Source organism: Candidatus Binatus sp., assembly GCF_036567905.1.
Taxonomy (GTDB): domain Bacteria; phylum Desulfobacterota; class Binatia; order Binatales; family Binataceae; genus Binatus.
In genome coordinates, this window is sequence record NZ_DATCTO010000069.1 from 1 (window position 1) to 17,581 (window position 17,581).

Below are 17,581 nucleotides of genomic sequence, written 5' to 3' on the forward strand. Positions count from 1 at the left end.
GAGTTGGAAGCAGGCGCGTCGGGTGGTTGCGAAGGTCGAGTTCCACTTCGGCGAGTTGTTCCCTCGCGTCGGCTTCATCGTGACCAAACTCACTGCGGAGAGCCGGGCGGTGGTGCGGTTCTACAACAAGCGCGGTACGGCAGAGCAGTGGATCAAGGAAGGTAAGCAGGCGGTGAAGATGACGCGGCTTAGCTGCCACCGCTTTCGCGCCAACGAGGTGCGGCTGTAGCTGAGTCTGATCGCCTATAACCTCGGGAACCTGTGGCGGCGGCTGGCGCTGCCCGCGCCGATCGGGAAGTGGTCGCTAACCAGCTTGCAGCAGCGACTGGTGAAACCCGGCGGCCGCTTAATCAAGCATGCACGTTACCACTGGCTGCTGCTGGCGGAGAGCCACCTCACGCGATGGCTGTTCGCCGGCATGCTGCGGAGGATCGCGACGCTGCCGTCGCCATCGGGATAAGTGGAGTGTAAGGCAGAGCCGAACGCCGGGACGTAGGGTATCAGGGGTAGGGAGAAGTGTCTGAGAATTCCGTTGGAAAAATGGCATTCTGGGCGTTGCGTGGCCGCGAGACGCCAAACCGGCCTCTCCCTGCGCCGTGGGAAGCCCTTTGGACTCAAAAACCGGGCTTGAACCTCGCGTTTGCAAACCGCCTGGTATCGGTGCGAGTGTAACTCGCATTCAAAATGGAAATTCCGGTTGAAACATCACGACGGGGTCAAGACCGAGGCGATAAACGGGCACCCGAAGGAGATCAGTTGCCAGCTTTCCCCCGGCTGGGGCCAGCTGGCAGCAGCCCGGGGGAACGACTGGTAGTTCTCGAGCGCATCAGCCTGTCACTGCGCGCTCAGTGCTGCGTTCAGTGAGCGGCTGTCTTGCTCTTGGCATGCGCACCTTTGGAGACCTCGTGCGCGCTCTCTGAAAGCTTCATGGCCTTCTCTGAGTGCTCAAGGCCGGCTTTATGGTCACCCTTTTGGTGACGTTCCGCCGCCGTCCGATGAATTTTGGCCGCCGATTCATGAGCTTCTGCCGCCTTCGTGTGGCTCATCGCTGGCATATTGTTACTCCCTCGTTCTTTGCTGCTTCGTTAAAGACAAGTGTCTCCGGATTGCACCTCTGAAACATACTACTTTGTCCCGCGAGCGAACAACGTCGCGCGGTTCCTTATGGAACGAAACCGGCGTCGTCGCTCTCTGAGGAGCCGGGCGAGCCGTCCTCGTCGACGGGCAACCCGCAGTAGACCCCTCGCATTAAGGAGCAATACTGATGAAATCGATTATATGGGATTAAGCGGGTGCAGGGGGCCGCGCCCGCTCTTCCATCGCGTAGTCGCGAAAAGATGCGCTGCGCAGATTTTCGCGTCTTCTTACTACCGGGTGCAGGGCTCACCCCTGGTCGTTGACACGACAGGCCGGTATTAAGAAACCGCGCGCCCGCGGCAGTGACCGCGCCCGCCAACGGCGGGCGGCCTTAATACCGGGTGCAGGGCTCAGCCCTGCGCATTTGACTCTACGACTCTCCTGGTCTTAAGTGACCTACAGATGCCGCCGCTCGAACGTGCGCGCGAACAGAAATTCAACGCGAGGAATTCTTCATGGCCCGAATTGTCAGACACGAAAAGAACGCGCCCTACGAGGTTGCGGAAGGCACTGAGTTGCCGGTCTATATCTGCGCGTGCGGACTCTCGAAGAACAAGCCTTTTTGCGACGGCTCGCACAAGAAAACACGCGACGAAAATCCCGCCGACGTTTACCTTTACGACGACATCGGCCGCGCTCGCCTCAAGACCGAATACTAGTTTTCAGTTGTTCAGTTGTTCCGGGCCCTTCGACTTCGCTCAGCGTAACTCGATACCGTCAGTCGTTGTGACGACGGCGGCTTTCGGAATGCTCGCGATGCTCTTAATACTGCCCACCGTGGCAACGGTTAATACTGCTCACCGTGGCAACGGTTGAAAAATTGAAACGCCCTGAAGAGATTACGCGCGCCGATTCCGAGTCTGCTTCCATCCCCGCGGGTGAAGCGCCCCGCGATCCCGCCGCCGCGGCGGATTGGCTCCAGCATATCGCCGAGCCCCGCTACGCATGGCCGATACTTTTGATCTTCGGAGTCGCGCTCTATCTGGTAAATCTCGGCGGCTATCCGCTCTACACCAAGGGCGAACCGCGCGAGGCCGTCACCGTCTTCGACATCGTCCACGGCGGCGGCGTGATTCTCCCACAGCGCGCAGGCGTCGAAATTCCCTCCAAGCCGCTGCTGATGCACTGGATGGCCGCGCTGGTCTCTCTCGTCGCCGGCGGCGTAAACGAATTCGCCGTGCGGCTGCCGTCAGCCGCGCTCGCCATCGCCGGCGTGATCGTTTGCTACTTCTATGTGCGCCGCCTGTTCGACAACCTGACCGCGCTCATCGCCGCGCTCATCCTCGCCACCACGTTTCAGTACCTGCAAGCGGGGACCGGCGCCCGCGTTGACATGACGCTGACCTTCTTCATGGAGGTCGCGTTCTTCGAATTCATTCTGATGGCCGAGGGACTGACGCGCCGGCGGATGCTGCTCTACGTCGCAATCGCGCTCGCCATTTTGACCAAGGGCCCCATCGGGTTGATTCTTCCGGGGCTGGTCGCCGTGATTTGGATCGCCGCCGAGAAACGATGGAACCTGTTGCGCGCAATGAGTCTCGTGCGCGGCGCGATCGTGGTGCTGGTGCTTGCCGGAGGATGGTACCTTGCGGCGCTGATCGAAGGCGGCCCGGATTTTTTCCGCAAGCAGATCCTCGCCGAAAATCTGCTCCGCTTCGCCGGCGGCGCCGATTTCCACGAGGGCCACATCCATCCCTTCTACTATATGGAACTCGCGCTGCTCGCCGGATTCCTGCCGTGGACGATTTTGCTGCCGATCGCCGGCGTCCAGGCCGCGCGCGCGCCGCGCGCATTCGACCCGCGCCTGAAATACATCATCGTCTGGGTCGCCGCGGTGCTGATCTTTTACAACCTGCCGCAGAGCAAGCGCGGCGTGTACCTGCTCTGCATGTATCCCGCTTTTGCCACCCTGGTCGCGATCTATGTCCGCCAGGCTGTCGTGCGTCCTGAGCCGGCGCGCGCCTGTGTCCACTGGACCGCGCGATTGTCCGGTCTCGCGATGCTGCTCCTCGGCGGCGGCGGCTTGATTGCGCTGGCGATGCTCGTTGCGAGGCCGCAGGAGTTCGCCGGCCTGCTGCAAGCGGCGGGCATTCGCGCACCCGCTTTCCCGCGCATCTTGACCTCGACTGTCGCCGGGAATCGGGTGCTGGACCTTGCGCTCCCGCTCGCGATCGTCGCACTCGGCGTCCTTATGATCTTCACCCGTCCGCGGATCGAGCAAGTGGTGCTCGCGATTGCGGCCGCGATGGTATTCACCACCGTTGCGGTCAACGTTGTCGTCGTACCGGCCATCGCCAACACGCTCTCGCTGAGGGACTTCACCGATCACGCCATGAAAATCGTGGGCGACAGTCCGCTTGGCTATCTGGGCGCGCTCAACTACGACGTCGCCTTTTACAGCCGCCGCACAATTCCGATCGTCTCGCAAAGAAATCCGCAGATGCCCGAGTACCTGATCGCCTGGCGCACTCTGTTCAACGCGCTTCCCGCGTACAGCCAGCGCCGCTTCGAAATCGTGATCACCAGCAACCCGACCTCGCTCGACGGCACCGACCAGATGCTGCTCCTTCGCCAGCGCACAGGTTCCCCGGATGGGCCGTCCAAAAAACCCTCCGACAGCTACATCGAAGCAGGAATTTCTACGACATGGTCTCTCTTCGAATCTCGTCGACCGCCGCAACCAGCCGCGGCAGCACCTCCGCCGATCCGCCGCGCAAGCTCACCTCGCAATCCTGTGTGATCTCCGACTCGTAGAGGTTCACTTCGATTAGTATTCCGCCGCGCTGCTTCACTTCCAGCGCGAATCCCGCCGCCGGATAAACCGTCGCCGAGGTACCCGCCACGATCACCAGGTCTGCCTTCGCCGAATGCTCCGCGCACAGGTTCAGCACGTCGATCGGAATCGGCTCGCCAAAGGAAACCGTGTCCGATTTCAACAATCCTCCGCATCGCGGACAGGCCGGCGGGAGCTGCTCCAGGCTGATCGCGTCGCCATGAAACCGCGTCGCGCAATCGAGGCATCGAATCAAAGTCCAGTTGCCATGGATTTCCGCGAGCGCTTTCTGCCCGGCCTGCCGGTGCAGGTCATCGACATTCTGCGTGATCACGAAACGCAGCACTTCCAATCGCTCCAGCTCGACCAGCGCGAGGTGGCCCGGATTGGGCCTGGCCACCGCAAGCGGCTTGAAAAGTTCGTCATTGCGTTTGCTCAGCCGCTCTTCCCACGCTTTTTTCGGATCGGCCATGAAGCGCTGAAAGCCGTTCATCGGCGGCTCGCCGTACTTGGTCCACAGCCCGCCCGGCCCGCGAAACGGCGGGATTCCGCTTTCGACGGACATCCCCGCGCCGGTGAGCGCGATCGCATACCGCGCCGCCAGGATCATCCTCGCGCCTTCGCGAATTTCCTCGTCGCTCGCTCTCTCGCTCGGCTTTGCCATCGGGGACCTGCCCTCCACGCGCAATTTTCACATAGTCAGTCGGCCTCAACTGACTACGCATGAAATGAAAGTGAACGCGTACGCCGCCAGCCCTGCGGCCTCGGCTCGAATAGTCAATCCACCTGAAACAACCGACTCATTGGCGACGATACTGTACATCCGCGGCCGGTCCACCGTGATATATCCCCGCTTACCGTCGAACTTCACGTCGTCGCCCGCCCGCTGCGCGCCCTCGAGCGCGATCTCCACGCGCACGCTCGCGCCCGCCGCCGGCGCCATCACCAGGTTCACATCCTTGGCCGTGTACCTGAGCGAAATCGCCGCATCCGGCCCCTCGCTGCGCACGCTCTCCTGCTCGATGCGCCATCTGCCGGCGAGATAACTCATGCCTTCCACGTGCGGCCCGATGTCGCGATAGTCATGCGCCCGGTCGCCAACCACGCCCCCGGGATTCCCGAGCTGGCCGCGCGCGTATCCGAGATACACCTCCGGCGTGACGCGATAGCAGACCGCGCCGGGACGGTCGCTGTCGCGCACCGGCGCCATCGGCGGCGGCAGACTCGCGCCCGGATTCAGTTCGCGGATCAATCCCTGAATAGCTACTTCGGTTTCCTGATACTCTCCCTCGCCGAAATGGCAATAGCGAATCCGCCCCTTCGCATCGATTAGGTATTTGGCCGGCCAGAACCGATTCGAGTACGCCCGCCAGATTGCGTATTCGTTGTCGAGCACGAGCGGGTATTCCAGACCGAATCGCGCCGCCGCTTGCGCCACCTGCGATCCCTCCCGCGCAAAAGAAAACTCCGGCGCATGCGCGCCGACAATTACCAGCCCGCTATCCGCGTACCTCTTATTCCATGCCACTACGTACGGCAGCGTCCGGATGCAATTGATGCAGGTGTAGTCCCAGAAATCGACCAGCACCACGGCCTTGTCGCGCAGCGCCTTGAGGCTCACCGGGCCGTGCTGAATCCATTGCCCGCCCTCCAGTTCAGGCGCCAGGACGGTTTCGGACATTTGTGGCATCTCGATCTCCTGGCAATCTCGCGGCCGGCGTCGCGGTTGCGCCGATAGCCCGGAGCGTACCACAGCCCCGGTTTCAGCTCTAAGTGGATTTGGCGGCGTTACGCAGTGACGCGGTGAAAGGGTGAAAGAGTCAAAGGCTGGCGGCGAACTGTTCGATTACGCGCGCGACCGCTTCGGGCCGCTCGAGGATCACATGATGATGCGCGTCGGCAATCGTCACCAGCCGCGCCTTCGGATTCGACGCGCGCGCGTGCTCGGCGCCCTCCGCGGTCATGATGCGGCTGTGCTCGGCGCGCACCAGCATCATGGGAATCCTGATTTCCCTGATCGTCTCGAGCACCGACATCCGGTCGCCGCCGAGGAAACACTCGCGATCGAACTTTAGCGTCCAGCGGCCTTCATCGGTACGCGCCAGGCTTTTTTCGGCGATCTCATGCAGTACAGCGACCGCGATTCCGCCCTCGCGCGGCATCAGCCGAAAGCGCGCCTTTGCGGTTGCGAGATCGGGATAGGTGACCACCGGGATTGATTTCAGCCGCTGCAGATATCGATCCCGCCCGCGAGTCGAGGTGACCGGGACGTCGATCGCGATCGCGCCGCGCGCGCTGTCCGGATGAGCCCGCGCGAACGCCAGCACGTTCATCCCACCCATGCTGTGACCGGCGACCACCGGCTTTTCCGCATCGGCCGTCGCGTGCGCGACGAACCTCGCGATGTCGTTTGCATAATCGATCGGCGAGTACGCCGCCGGCCGCGTCCACTGGCTGTCGCCATGCCCGCGCTGGTCGAGCGCGAGCAGCCGGTAGTCGGGCGTAATCGCGCGCGCCACCGGTTCCCACCACCACGCATTGGCAGAGTTGCCGTGCAGCAGGATGACCGTACGCGGCGCGTGCGGATTCCACTCCAGGTAATGGAGCCGCGGAGAGCCTTCGAGCAGATGGCTGCGCGGGGCGGTCATTTCAAACCGTCCACGAAATCCCGGATTATTTCGATCAGCGCCGCGGGATTGTCCAGCATGACGTGATGATAGGAATCATCGATCTCCACCAGCCGGCCGTTGGGAAGCTGCGCGACCATTTTTTTTGCGAGTTCGCGATCCAGCAACGGACTCTTGGTGATCTTCACGATCAGCGCGGGGCATGCGATGCGATGCAACGACTTCCACACCCGCGACGGTTCGCGGATCATCGTGCGCCGATCGAGCTTGTGCGTCCATCCGCCGTCGGCGTGCTGCCTGAAGCTGCGGCGTGCGACGTGCTCGAGGATTTCCTTTTTCGCCAGCGTCTCGCGCGGCAGGACCCTGAAATTCCGCGCCGCCTCGTCGAGCGAATCGAATCGGCGCGCCGGCTTTTCCGCGATCGACTGCAGGAATTCGAGCGCCCGCTCCGGGTAGTCGGGCGGAGGATCGATCGCCACCATCGCGCGCAATTTTTCGCTGTGCTCCGCCGCGTATGCGAGCACGTTATGCGCGCCCATCGAGTGGCCGACCAGGATCGGCGCGCCGAATCCCCACCGGTCGATCACCTGATCCAAATCCGACACGTAATGACGCGAGCCATACGCCCATTCATCGGCCCATTGGCTTTCGCCGTGCCCGCGTTGATCGAGCGCCAGCACGTGAAAATCGCCGACGAAGGCCGGCGCGACGAAGTCCCACCAATGCGCGTGCGCGGAACCGCCATGCAGAAACAGGATCGGCGGCTTGCCCTCGCCTCCGTAATCAAGGCAATTCAGCGCGAGCCCGTTGGCAATGAAACGATGCGCCTTCATCGGTCGCCCGGAATTTCTTTCCTCATCTCGAAGCCGCTGCCGCCCGCCCCGACATGATACCTTTGCAGCGTGCGCCTTTCATGCCACCATTTAGCTGCCAGTTCACACCTGAAGCCATGCGAGATCGAACCGCGCTGAAACCATTGACGCTCGTCGCCGCACTGATGCTTGCGCTGGCGTCGTTTCCTTTTCCGGCGCGTGCCCAGGATGCCAACGCGGCCAAGGCCCGCGGGCTCGTCAATGCCGCAATCAAAATGACCGACAGCGACGCCGCCGTAAAGCTGCTCTGGCAGGCCACCGAAATCGATCCCACGCTCGAGGACGCCTACGTTTATCTCGGTGTGTACTATAACTCGCGCTCCGACTTCGCCAATGTCGTCAAGGTTTATCAAAAGCTCATCAAGTATCAGCCCAATCAGGTCAGCGCCTATCTGAATATCGGCGAGGCGTACATGTCGTTTTCCCCGCCCAGGGCCGACGACGCGCTGGTATATTACCGCAAGGGGTACGCGATCAACCCCAAGAACACTTTCGCCGCGCTCAGAATCGGCGAACTACTCGCGCAGACCGGCCAGCGCGACGAAGCGCTCAGGTATCTGAGAATTGCGCTGGGCGACAGCGCCAAAAATCCCACCGTCGCATCGGAAGCTGAAAAAACTCTCAAGCAGATGGGCGCGCTGTGACAAGGGCGGCGACGATTGGGCGCCGATAGTTGAGGCGCCGGATTGCGCGTCCGTCGATGGTTTCGGCGATGTTTCCGCGCGTACGGACGAAGTTCATTTCGTCGATGCGATAAACCCGTGGAGCAAGTCGGCGATTTCGTCCGGCTTATCCTCCTGCAGAAAGTGGCCCGCGTCCGCGACCGTCACGTGCTTCTGCCCCTTGGCCCCTGGAACGCGCTGCTGAAAGATGAGCTCGCCTCCTTTCGTCACCGGGTCCGAATCGCTGAAGGCGGTCAGAAACGGCTTGGTGAACCGCTCCAGGACTTTCCACGCGGCCTGGTTCTCGGCGACCGAGCCGTGCTGCGGCGTAATCGGGACCAGGGCAGGAAAGCGGCGCGCACCCGCCTTGAAGGATTCATCCGGGAACGGCGCTTCATACGCGGCGATTTCGGCCTCGCTCAGGGCGCGGCGGCATCCCATGCTCAAAATCTGGCCGATCGGCAAGACGGGCGCGCTCTGGCTGAATTCGAGCCATTGGTTGAACCCGTCGCTGAAACCCTCGCCGGTCGGCAGCCCGGTATTGGCGACCACCACGCGCGCGAATCTCTCTGGAAACGCAGCCACCAGCCGAAGCCCAATCAGGCCGCCCCAGTCCTGACAGAAGAGCGTAATGGCTGACAGGCGCGTGGCAGCCAGCCAATCGCTCATCCATCGCACGTGCCGTTCGTAGGTGTGATCGGATTGATCGGCGGGTTTGTCCGTACGGCCGAAACCCACCAGGTCCGGCGCGACCACGCGATGGCCGCGCGCGGCGAGACTGGCGACTATCCGGCGATAGAGGAACGACCACGACGGCTCGCCATGCATGAGCAGCACGGGACCGGCGCCGGGCGGACCTTCGTCGAGATAGTGGATGCGCACGGCGGTCCCGTCGGGGTCCGTGACTTCGCAATAGTGCGCGCTGAATGCGAAGTCGGGGAGATGGGCAAATCGCGCGTCGGGAGTTCTCAAGATCTTCAAAGGATGCCTCGCTTGGAATGAGAGTCGGCGATCGTCAATATATTGACACTATGAATGTCATTATATTGCGGCCAGGTCAATCAACGACGCTGCGCCCGCGCTGAGAGAGGAACACCTGTTCGTGTGTGTTGAAGCAGGCGCTTGGCGAGACCTCAGACCCCGCGCGGATCGGATCGGAATCAGGCTGGATGCGCCCGCGGTTAATTCTGCGGTACGAGCGGGGGCTGCGCAGGCGCCGGCGGCGGCGCGCCCTCCTCGGGCGGCATGCGGTCGCCACCATCGCCGCCGCCGCGGCCGCGATGGGTCCACGGGTGCGTGAAGTCGCGATCGAATATCTTCTGCTGCTCGGGCGTCAGCACGCCACGAACCTCGCCGAGTCCATTCCAGAACAGCTCATGGCGCCGATGGTAAAAATCCTGCCGCGCCTGCATCACTTTGATCCGCGTATCGCGCAGGACGGCGCCGATGCGATTGCGTTGGGCCGGCGTCAGGTCGAGCTCGTGATCCATTCGCTCGATCAAGCCGCCTCCCGGCACTCGCAGGTAATGATCCCGATACGCCAGCGTGCTGAGCGCGAAACCCAGCAGAAGGCACGAGACTCCCACCAGCAAGCCGAACAGGATATTCGACTTAGCTGGCAAGGTCGCTCTCTGTCATCGGCATCTCGGGCGCCAATGGATCGCCTGCGGTTTCGGAATTCATACTCGCCTCGGGCGCCGACAGCGCCTCGTCTATCGACTCATTGGGCGTCCGCGTCGAAAGATACGCCGCGCTGCTCGCGAATACGAAAATCGCCGCCGCCGCCGACATCGCCAGCCATCGATTCGGCTGGTGCGACAACGCAACCTCGCGCGATACCGATGCGAATCGCCGGGGCCTGTCTGCCAGCGAGAACTCGCGCTGCGCCGGGCGCGATACGCGAGCCGCATCCCGTCCCACCTCGCCATGCAGCACCGGCGCCGTCAGCGCGAAGACGCGAAACGCATGATCGCACTTCTCGCATCCCTTGAGATGCGCCCGCAACTCGGGCCGCCGCTCGGCCGTCGCGGTCTTGCGCCACAGCGCGGAAAATTCCTGTCGTGCTTCAAAACAATTCATGATTGCAACCTGTTGCGGCCCGCCGCGAGCATCCGCTCCGCCTGCTTGCGCAGCGCCTGCCGGGCGCGGAACGCGCGAATTTTTACCTTGGCCTCACTCCATCCAAGCGTCTGGGCGATTTCGCTGACGCTCATATCTTCGCTCTCCTTGAGCACCATCACCATCCGGTCCTCGGCCTTGAGCGTGTCGAGCAGGCGATGCGCCAAATCGTAAGCTTCGCGCCGCTGTTCAGCCTCACCGACGAGATCCTCCGGCGACGCGACGTTCGCCGTCTGCATCCATTGCACTTCCGGCGCGCTGAAGTCTCCAATCAGTTCCTCGGGACGGCGACGGCGCCGCCGTAGTTCGTCGTAACACAGATTCACCACGATCGCGCGCAGCCATCCGCCAAACGGCATCTCGGCCCGATACGTCGCCAGCGCGGTGAAGGCGCGGATAAAACTTTCCTGCGCGATGTCTCGCGCCATCTCCTCGTCCGAGAAAAAACGCCGGCATAAACGCTCCACTCGCGGCCGATGCCGCTCCGCAAGCTCGGTGAAGGCGCCGCTATCCCCGCCGAGGACTTCGGCTATCAGTTCCTCGTCGGGTTTGGCGCTCAATCTCCACCCTGCCCTGCTACGCGCCAGGAGACCCAACATAACTGTTTATTAATACGCATTATCCCGCCGATGGTTACACGGTTTGCGGCCGAGACTGCAACCCAAACCGGCTCGATGAAACAGCGGCTGTGCGCGTGCCTTTCAATCGCCCAGCGTTTACCATGTCCGTTGGGGTCGCGTAGATTCGCGGTGTCATCGTGCGGAGGTCCTAATGGCGGCGGAGCGCAAGGGTTCAATCGAGATCTTCAAGGTGGCCGGCATCCAGGTCGCCATCGACTATTCCTGGCTGGTGATCTTCGCGCTGATCCTGTGGTCACTGGCCTCGGGATATTTCCCCGGGCAATATCCCGGTTATTCGACCGGGATTTACTGGCTGGTGGGACTGGTTGCGACGATCCTGTTCTTTGGCTCGGTGCTCGCGCATGAGCTGTGCCACGCCGCGATGGGGAACCGGCTCGGCGAGGAGGTGCACCGGATCACGCTGTTCATCTTCGGTGGAATGGCGGAGCTGGAGCACGAGCCCAAAAGCGGGATCGACGAGCTTAAGATCGCCGCGGTGGGTCCGCTCAGCTCGCTGGTGATGGCGGGAATTTTTTGGCTGATCGCGCGCGGGATCGGCGCGGCTCCGGCGACGGTGCTGTGGAAAGCGGTCTTCTCCTATCTCGCCTTTATCAATCTCGCGCTCGCGCTGTTCAACCTGCTGCCCGGATTTCCGCTCGACGGAGGGCGCCTGCTGCGCGCCGCGTTGTGGATGCGATGGGGCGATTTGCGCCGGGCGACGGCAGCGGCGGCCGATTGGGGCAACACGATCGCGTGGGGACTGATCGCGCTGGGCGCGATGGAGATCTTCGCGGGCGCGCTGGTCGGCGGGCTGTGGCTGATATTCATCGGGCTGTTCCTGCGCAGCGCCGCATCCTCGGGCTACCAGAGCATGATCGTCGAGCAGGCGCTCTCCGGCGCGCGCGTGGGCGAGATTATGGTGCGCGATCCGATCGTACTCGGCCCCGATGAAACGGTAGCCGATGCGATCGAGAACTATTTCCTGCGCTACGGTTTCGGCGGCTTTCCGGTCGCCGCGGATGGAAAAGCATTGGGCGTAGTGACGCTTGCGCAGGTGCGCGATTGTCCCGCGTCCGATCGCGTCAGCAGGCGCATCAGCGGGGTTATGCGGCCGGCCGAGGGAACAATCGAGATAGCACCCGGCGCCGGCGTCATCGATGCGATTCGGCAGATGGTGGCGGCGGATATCGGACGGCTGCTGGTCGTCGAGCAGGGCAAGCTGGTCGGGCTCATCACGCGCACCGGCGTAACGCGCTACGTGCACACCAAGACGCAGCTCTCGACGCCCGCCCGCACGCCAGCCGCTTAATGCGTCCGCTGTGTCGGGCTTGCAGGGGCCAGTCCCCGCACCCTTCGCAGGAAAAATGGTGGAAAGCTCGTTCCGTGACCTTTCGCAATTTTGCGAAATTTGCTAAGACAAAAGCAACGTGCCCAAGACCCAGGTCGTCTTTTACCGCGAAGCGGACGGCACAGTGCCGGTTCTGGATTGGTTCGACGGACTGCCGGCCAAGGCGCAGGACAAGTGCAGAGTCAGAATTCAAAGGCTCTCAGAATTGGGGCACGAACTGCGTCGGCCGGAAGCCGATCTTCTGCGCGACGGCATATACGAATTGCGAGTCGGCTTGCAGCACATCAACTATAGAATTCTCTATTTCTTTCACGGCAGAGTCGCGGCAATCCTCGCGCACGGCCTGACCAAAGAGGATCGAGTTCCCAGTGACGCGATCGGCGCAGCGTTGGCGCGAAAGCGAAGATATGAACAAGCGCCCAAGCCCCACACGTTCGAGGAGTGATAATCTGTGAAACTTGAAAAGAAGCGCAAGCCGACCACCGACGCCGTCGAGATCATTCATCGGCGGCACTACGAAGGGCATCCCCAGCGTATGGCTGAACTGGCGGAAGCCGAGGCCAACGATACGGTTGCGCGCAAGATTTACGCGCTTCGCAAGCGCGCAGGCCTCACCCAACAACAACTCGCCAAACTGGTCGGCACCACCACCTCGGTGATCTGCCGACTCGAAGACGCTGACTACCAAGGCCACTCACTGGCGATGCTCCGGCGGGTCGCCGATGCGCTGAACAAACGGGTCGAACTGCGCTTCGTCAACGCCAATCGCAACCCCAAGGTCGCGTAGGTTTCCGGTCCGCAGCATCGGGTCCCCCGGCGCTTTCATATCGAAAACGCGAGTTTACCGATGATAGTTATCTTCGTGTGAGACATGTCTGCGATCTACCAACACCAATAGCGCGACCTCCACGCTCGGAAAAGATTACTCTAGAGGGGGCGGGGGGAGGCCGACGCGGGCCAGATCAGCCGGCGTGTCCAAATCGAGATTGATTCCCGGATCGTCCAGGTCAACGTAGGCGACGCGCGACGGATTGGCATTCACCACGAAACGCGCGCCCTCTTTTTCAGGAGCGGAAAGGATCTCGGCGAATAGCGCGCGATCGAAAATCACCGGATGGCCCCGGCGGCCGTCGTGGCGCGCGATCACAATCGGCTTGCCCGTTCGATTGTACGAATCCACGACCGCTCGGAACGTTTCGACCCGGACCATCGGATGGTCCCCGAGATGCACAATCGCGCCCGCCGAATCCGGTTGAACAGCACCCAGCCCGACCTTCAGCGACGACAGTTGCCCGCGCGAATAGTTCGGATTCTCGGCGATCGCGATCCGCGCGTCGCGCGGAGTCGCGGCCCGCACGCGCTCGCGATGCGCTCCGATCACAATCACGAGCCGCGGCACGACTGCGAGCATCGTCTCCGCTATCTGCTCGATAAAGGTCCGGCCGCCGACCTTGAGGAGCGGCTTCGGATAGCCCATCCGGCGCGACTCGCCCGCCGCCAGGATGATTCCCTCAAGCTGCCGTTTCATCGTGTCGATTTCAGGGGGCGGGGGCCGCATCGATGCGATCTACTTCGAGCGTTTGAGGAGGCCGGAACGCACGCCGAGCGTGAAATCGTCGCGCTCGCCGGTGCGGCGCTCGCGAATAATCTCCGCGATGATCGAGATCGCAATCTCCTCGGGCGTCTCGCCGCCGATCGCGACACCGAGCGGCGCATGAACGTCGCCGAGCCGCTCCATCGGAACCCCGCTCCCGCCAATTCTCTCGAGCGTGGCCTTTACCCGGCGGCGCGAACCGATCATCCCGACGAATCCGCACGGCTGCATCAGCGCCGCGCGCACAACTTCCTCGTCGAAAGAATGACCGCGGGTGACGGAAACCAGATAGCAGTGGCCGTCGAGCGCGAGCGAGTCGATCGCGGCCTTGAACGGTTTGACGATTATTTCGTCGGCATCGGGGAACCGCTCGCGGTTCGCAAACGACGCGCGATCGTCGATCACCGTGACGTGAAACCCGAGCATCGCTCCAAGCACGCACAACGGCGCCGCGATATGGCCCGCGCCGACGATTATCAGCCGCTGCGCACCAACGATCGGATCGACGAACAGGCGCACGCCGCCTTTGGGTTCGAGATGCGTGACAGGATGAAGCCCGCCGGCGCCATCGAGTTCGAGCAAGGTGGGAATCGCGTCATCGGTTCGCTCGGCGATTTGCGCGAATGCCGCCGCGGGCAGATCGATCGGTCCCGCATCTCGCGCGCCCGCATCGCGCCGATCTATAAACGTCCGCGACCCGGCGGGGATTTCGCTTCGCGAACCCGGATCGACCACCGTCAGCAGTGCGCCGGGAGCATTGCGGCCGGCGGCGTCGGCCAGCTTGCGCGCGATCGGCAAGTCGCGGGCCGGGGACCACAGATCGACGAAGACGTCCATCATTCCGCCGCAGGTACCGATCTCGGGCTGGTCGAAATCACCGGTGAGATCGACTTCCGCAAGCCGCGCGCCGCGGTCGCCGCTTTCTTCAAGTAATACACGGGCTTTTCGAAAGACCTCGGCTTCGCCGCATCCGCCGCCGATGGTGCCGAACTGGCCGTCCGCGCGGACGATCATCTTGGCGCCGACTTCACGCGGGGTAGAGCCGCGAACGTTCACCACCGTCGCCAGCGCAAATGGCTGCCCGCGCTTGAGCGTGCGCAACGCCTCAGCCCAGATTTGATCCGAACCACTCATTTGGGAACCCGCGATTAGAACTTACCAGAACCTGCGCTCGCGATGAATGCGGTCGCCGGTGTCAGTCGGAGAGCTCGCGAAGATGGCGGAGGATCTCGCGGGCATGGAGCAGGCTGTCCTCGGCGGATTTGTAATCGCCGGATTTGATTGCCGCCTCGCCCTTCTGTTCCAATTGGTTGGCGTCGAAGAGCTGCTTGCGCTCGACGGGGTCGGTGGGCCCGCTGTCGCGCACGTGCGCAAGCTCGAGTGCTACCTGCCGCTCGAGCTCGACCAAGTCCGGCGGCGGCGAAGCGGCCATCGCCGGGAATACGTCAGCCAAAGATGCCATTGCGGCAATCGCCGCGAAGAGTCGCGCGCCCGTCCTCATCGAGACGGAATTGTTATTGAATCGATCGAGGTTTTCCAGCTCCGGAGAGTTGACGGGAGTTGACGGAGCGCGATGAGAGCAGCCGCCTCAGCATGGAAAGCCTCACAAGCCGGGAGCAACGCGCGCCACAAGTGGCTAAGGGGTCGTATCTTCTGCCACCGTACAGGAAATACTTCCATCCGGACCCGGAGCCTGGGTGCATGTGCACAGACACTCATTGATATCCGGAAGTGGCGGTCCGTCGAGCTGTAGCGCAAGGAATTTCGGGACTCCGGTTGCGGCTCCAACGGAGAGGGTAGTTCCGTTAGCGGTGGGGTTAGGCACACTGCAGGATGCACAGGCGCTTGCGTCACATCTGCTTCCTTTGGGTGCGGTCGGATGGTACCGGCCGAACACCTGATATCCGAAGCTATCCGAGCTGCCTGGCGTCGAGCCAGATGAGATCGGGCAGGAGCAAATGATCTCATCATCGTGGAGCCGGCCAGCGAAGCCCGGGAACCTTTTACCCGTGCTGCTCTTGAAGCAAATGCCACCGTCACATTGGCCATAGGCTACCGGCGCGATCACCCCGCTCCCCGCGTCAGCCGATCCAGGGCAGGTGTAAACGGCCGCGGGACCACCTTTCGTCACATCATCCGGAAGGCTGAAGGTGCTCGCCATATAACCATTCGTCTTGCCCTGCCGGTTCAGATCACAGACATTTTGCTCGGCGACGGGGCTTGAGTAGCTGAGCTGGAGACTGATGCTGTCACCTCGCAAGATATCGCACTTGCAATAAGCGACTCCGTCATAAACGAAGCAACTCGCCGCGGCGCAGAGCGCGTACGGCTGCTTTTTGCAAATCACGAAGGGCGGCTCCGGATCGAGCGACGGATCGAGGTGGAAGCCGAACGCCGATACCGCGGCGAAGAGTTGGACGGCCACCATGACAGACGTAACTTTAAGGAACCAACGCATAATCTTAGATAGTGTGCTGAACGGATAGCCGCTGCGGATTATCGGCGATCCCATAGCGAATGAGCATCCGGTAGAGCGTTGAGCGCGAAACGCCGAGCAGGCCGGCAGCGCGGCGTCGATTTCCCTCGGTCTCTTCGAGCGAACGCATCAGGGTCTTCTTGACCACGTCATCGAGCAGGAATCCCGACGGCTCGCCGTCGAAATCTACGCTGGGCAAGCGGCGCGCGACTGGCGCGTCCGGGTGGTGAGCGTTGGCGGACGATTGCTCGTGCGGGTACAACAACTCGGCGCCGGTTCCGTCGACGATCTGCTCGGGGAGATCGGATACGCCGATGCTGTTGCTCTCGCTTAAAATCACGGCACTTTCGATCGCATTGGAGAGTTCGCGGACATTTCCCGGCCATTGATATGCGCAAAGTATCTCGACGGCGCGGCGCGAGATTTGCGAGACATTTTTGCCGAACAGACGATTGTAGTGTTCGATGAAAAACCCGATGAAGGCCGCGATGGCCTCGCGCCGTTCTCGAAGGGGCGGGATAAAGATCGCCTGAGCGCTCATGCGGTAGTAGAGATCGTCGCGAAACTGGCCCGCTCTGACCATCGCGTGCAAGTCGCGATTCGTCGCGGCGACCAAGCGGAGATCAACCTTGTAGCAATGCGACGATCCGACCGGCTGAACCTCGTGCGTCTCGACCGAGCGCAGCAGCTTGGGCTGGAGCTTGAGCGGCAGTTCGCCGATCTCGTCAAGGAACAGCGTGCCCCCGTTGGCGGATCGGAAGTATCCCTGCGAATCCTCGCGTGCGTCGGTAAAGGCGCCGCGGACGTGGCCGAATAACTGCGACTCGGCCAACGATTCGACCAGGTTGGAGCAGTTCAGCGTCACGAAGGGACCGTTTGGAACCGGACCCAGCGTGTGCAGCGCGCGCGCGACCAATTCCTTTCCGGTTCCGGATTCGCCCGAAATCAGCACCGTCGCTTTGTAGGGACTTAGCTGCGAAACCGACTTCAAGACCTTGCGCAACTGCGCCGATCGTACGACCATGCCGCCGAGCCGGTCCGCACTGTGCACGAGGTGCTCGAGCGACACCATCTCGCTTGCTCCGTCTCCGCCAGGAGCCGCTCCTGATCCGGGATTTCCTGGTGCCGATTGAGGGTCCGCGTGTTGCACAGTGCTTCCTCTTTGAGCTGTATTCACAGGTCAACCACGAGGATTTAGAGCAAGTGACGGGCCATCGTCTCGGAAGCGGGACACTCACTGAACGGTTGTCTCTAATAGGCACAACTGCGCGCCGCGCCGCACACGGCGCTCGATGCGACATTTCAGTGTCATCGAGCAGGTCAGAATGCGACATTGGTTCGCCACTAGAGATCG

The 17,581-nt window shown here is 62.3% G+C and carries 19 protein-coding genes and 1 pseudogene; 7 read left to right on the forward strand and 13 right to left on the reverse strand.

The genetic code is table 11. The features are described 5' to 3' along the window. Positions 1-460, forward strand: a pseudogene (locus tag VIO10_RS10690) (transposase); the annotation flags it as partial. Between the two features lie 397 nt (positions 461-857). Here VIO10_RS10690 and VIO10_RS10695 read toward each other — a convergent pair. Beyond that, on the reverse strand, positions 858-1,055 hold the full coding sequence (locus tag VIO10_RS10695) for a hypothetical protein (protein WP_331963537.1): 198 nt from the start codon (positions 1,053-1,055) through the stop codon (positions 858-860). Positions 1,056-1,592: 537 nt separating this feature from the next. On the opposite strand from VIO10_RS10695, the gene VIO10_RS10700 reads away from it, so the two are divergent. Further along, positions 1,593-1,796, forward strand: a complete 204-nt coding sequence (locus VIO10_RS10700; protein ID WP_331963540.1) for a CDGSH iron-sulfur domain-containing protein — start codon at positions 1,593-1,595, stop codon at positions 1,794-1,796. A gap of 161 nt (positions 1,797-1,957) precedes the next feature. Next, positions 1,958-3,877: a glycosyltransferase family 39 protein gene (locus tag VIO10_RS10705; protein ID WP_331963543.1), complete on the forward strand. Its 1,920-nt coding sequence runs from the start codon at positions 1,958-1,960 to the stop codon at positions 3,875-3,877. Here the strand turns inward: VIO10_RS10705 and VIO10_RS10710 are convergent. From VIO10_RS10710 to VIO10_RS10725, 4 genes are all read right to left on the reverse strand, one after another. Then, the gene (locus tag VIO10_RS10710) at positions 3,777-4,574 is read right to left on the reverse strand and encodes an SIR2 family NAD-dependent protein deacylase (RefSeq protein ID WP_331963546.1); all 798 of its coding nucleotides are present in this window, start codon (positions 4,572-4,574) and stop codon (positions 3,777-3,779) included. The two genes, VIO10_RS10705 and VIO10_RS10710, sit on opposite strands and share 101 nt — an antisense overlap. A 45-nt stretch (positions 4,575-4,619) precedes the next feature. Further along, positions 4,620-5,600, reverse strand: coding sequence for a redoxin domain-containing protein (locus VIO10_RS10715; RefSeq protein ID WP_331963549.1), 981 nt, complete (start codon positions 5,598-5,600; stop codon positions 4,620-4,622). A gap of 130 nt (positions 5,601-5,730) precedes the next feature. Beyond that, the gene (locus tag VIO10_RS10720; RefSeq protein ID WP_331963552.1) at positions 5,731-6,558 is read right to left on the reverse strand and encodes an alpha/beta hydrolase; all 828 of its coding nucleotides are present in this window, start codon (positions 6,556-6,558) and stop codon (positions 5,731-5,733) included. Beyond that, positions 6,555-7,370 (reverse strand): alpha/beta hydrolase, encoded by an 816-nt coding sequence (locus tag VIO10_RS10725; protein WP_331963555.1) that lies wholly within the window; start codon positions 7,368-7,370, stop codon positions 6,555-6,557. Before VIO10_RS10725 ends, VIO10_RS10720 begins: the two co-directional genes overlap by 4 nt. A 116-nt stretch (positions 7,371-7,486) precedes the next feature. Between VIO10_RS10725 and VIO10_RS10730 the strand changes: the two genes are divergently transcribed. Further along, entirely contained in the window at positions 7,487-8,053 is a 567-nt protein-coding gene (locus VIO10_RS10730; protein ID WP_331963558.1) for a tetratricopeptide repeat protein, read from the forward strand. Positions 8,054-8,146: 93 nt separating this feature from the next. Here the strand turns inward: VIO10_RS10730 and VIO10_RS10735 are convergent, their stop codons facing one another. From VIO10_RS10735 to VIO10_RS10750, 4 genes are all read right to left on the reverse strand, one after another. Further along, the gene (locus VIO10_RS10735) at positions 8,147-9,052 is read right to left on the reverse strand and encodes a haloalkane dehalogenase (RefSeq protein WP_331963561.1); all 906 of its coding nucleotides are present in this window, start codon (positions 9,050-9,052) and stop codon (positions 8,147-8,149) included. A 200-nt stretch (positions 9,053-9,252) separates the two neighbouring features. After that, positions 9,253-9,693 (reverse strand): hypothetical protein, encoded by a 441-nt coding sequence (locus tag VIO10_RS10740; RefSeq protein ID WP_331963564.1) that lies wholly within the window; start codon positions 9,691-9,693, stop codon positions 9,253-9,255. Further along, positions 9,683-10,150: a hypothetical protein gene (locus VIO10_RS10745; RefSeq protein WP_331963567.1), complete on the reverse strand. Its 468-nt coding sequence runs from the start codon at positions 10,148-10,150 to the stop codon at positions 9,683-9,685. The genes VIO10_RS10740 and VIO10_RS10745 overlap by 11 nt, the downstream gene beginning before the upstream one ends. After that, complete coding sequence (locus VIO10_RS10750; protein WP_331963570.1) at positions 10,147-10,749, reverse strand: RNA polymerase sigma factor; 603 nt, start codon at positions 10,747-10,749, stop codon at positions 10,147-10,149. The genes VIO10_RS10745 and VIO10_RS10750 overlap by 4 nt, the downstream gene beginning before the upstream one ends. Before the next feature lie 211 nt (positions 10,750-10,960). Between VIO10_RS10750 and VIO10_RS10755 the strand changes: the two genes are divergently transcribed. The 3 genes from VIO10_RS10755 (at position 10,961) to VIO10_RS10765 (ending at position 12,944) form a co-directional block, all read left to right on the forward strand. Beyond that, positions 10,961-12,118 (forward strand): site-2 protease family protein, encoded by a 1,158-nt coding sequence (locus tag VIO10_RS10755; protein WP_331963573.1) that lies wholly within the window; start codon positions 10,961-10,963, stop codon positions 12,116-12,118. Between the two features lie 118 nt (positions 12,119-12,236). Then, a complete protein-coding gene (locus VIO10_RS10760) occupies positions 12,237-12,602 on the forward strand; it encodes a type II toxin-antitoxin system RelE/ParE family toxin (RefSeq protein WP_331963575.1) in 366 nt (121 codons plus the stop codon). 6 nt (positions 12,603-12,608) lie between these two features. Next, the gene (locus VIO10_RS10765; protein ID WP_331963578.1) at positions 12,609-12,944 is read left to right on the forward strand and encodes a helix-turn-helix transcriptional regulator; all 336 of its coding nucleotides are present in this window, start codon (positions 12,609-12,611) and stop codon (positions 12,942-12,944) included. A gap of 135 nt (positions 12,945-13,079) precedes the next feature. Here the strand turns inward: VIO10_RS10765 and VIO10_RS10770 are convergent, their stop codons facing one another. The 4 genes from VIO10_RS10770 to VIO10_RS10785 all read right to left on the reverse strand — a co-directional run bounded on the left by VIO10_RS10770 (position 13,080) and on the right by VIO10_RS10785 (position 17,299). Next, positions 13,080-13,685 (reverse strand): nucleotidyltransferase family protein, encoded by a 606-nt coding sequence (locus VIO10_RS10770; protein WP_331963581.1) that lies wholly within the window; start codon positions 13,683-13,685, stop codon positions 13,080-13,082. Between the two features lie 39 nt (positions 13,686-13,724). Beyond that, positions 13,725-14,885, reverse strand: coding sequence for an XdhC family protein (locus VIO10_RS10775; RefSeq protein ID WP_331963584.1), 1,161 nt, complete (start codon positions 14,883-14,885; stop codon positions 13,725-13,727). A gap of 61 nt (positions 14,886-14,946) precedes the next feature. Beyond that, on the reverse strand, positions 14,947-15,213 hold the full coding sequence (locus tag VIO10_RS10780) for a hypothetical protein (protein ID WP_331963587.1): 267 nt from the start codon (positions 15,211-15,213) through the stop codon (positions 14,947-14,949). A 1,000-nt stretch (positions 15,214-16,213) separates the two neighbouring features. After that, a complete protein-coding gene (locus VIO10_RS10785; protein WP_331963589.1) occupies positions 16,214-17,299 on the reverse strand; it encodes a sigma-54 dependent transcriptional regulator in 1,086 nt (361 codons plus the stop codon). Positions 17,300-17,581 lie beyond the last annotated feature (282 nt).

Coding starts and splice junctions, on each gene's coding strand:
- VIO10_RS10695 (WP_331963537.1), bottom strand. CDS start 1,055: ATGCCAGCGATGAGCCACACGAAGGCGGCAGAAGCTCATGAATCGGCG.
- VIO10_RS10700 (WP_331963540.1), top strand. CDS start 1,593: ATGGCCCGAATTGTCAGACACGAAAAGAACGCGCCCTACGAGGTTGCG.
- VIO10_RS10710 (WP_331963546.1), bottom strand. CDS start 4,574: ATGGCAAAGCCGAGCGAGAGAGCGAGCGACGAGGAAATTCGCGAAGGC.
- VIO10_RS10715 (WP_331963549.1), bottom strand. CDS start 5,600: ATGCCACAAATGTCCGAAACCGTCCTGGCGCCTGAACTGGAGGGCGGG.
- VIO10_RS10720 (WP_331963552.1), bottom strand. CDS start 6,558: ATGACCGCCCCGCGCAGCCATCTGCTCGAAGGCTCTCCGCGGCTCCAT.
- VIO10_RS10725 (WP_331963555.1), bottom strand. CDS start 7,370: ATGAAGGCGCATCGTTTCATTGCCAACGGGCTCGCGCTGAATTGCCTT.
- VIO10_RS10730 (WP_331963558.1), top strand. CDS start 7,487: ATGCGAGATCGAACCGCGCTGAAACCATTGACGCTCGTCGCCGCACTG.
- VIO10_RS10745 (WP_331963567.1), bottom strand. CDS start 10,150: ATGAATTGTTTTGAAGCACGACAGGAATTTTCCGCGCTGTGGCGCAAG.
- VIO10_RS10755 (WP_331963573.1), top strand. CDS start 10,961: ATGGCGGCGGAGCGCAAGGGTTCAATCGAGATCTTCAAGGTGGCCGGC.
- VIO10_RS10770 (WP_331963581.1), bottom strand. CDS start 13,685: ATGAAACGGCAGCTTGAGGGAATCATCCTGGCGGCGGGCGAGTCGCGC.
- VIO10_RS10775 (WP_331963584.1), bottom strand. CDS start 14,885: ATGAGTGGTTCGGATCAAATCTGGGCTGAGGCGTTGCGCACGCTCAAG.
- VIO10_RS10780 (WP_331963587.1), bottom strand. CDS start 15,213: ATGGCATCTTTGGCTGACGTATTCCCGGCGATGGCCGCTTCGCCGCCG.
- VIO10_RS10785 (WP_331963589.1), bottom strand. CDS start 17,299: ATGGTGTCGCTCGAGCACCTCGTGCACAGTGCGGACCGGCTCGGCGGC.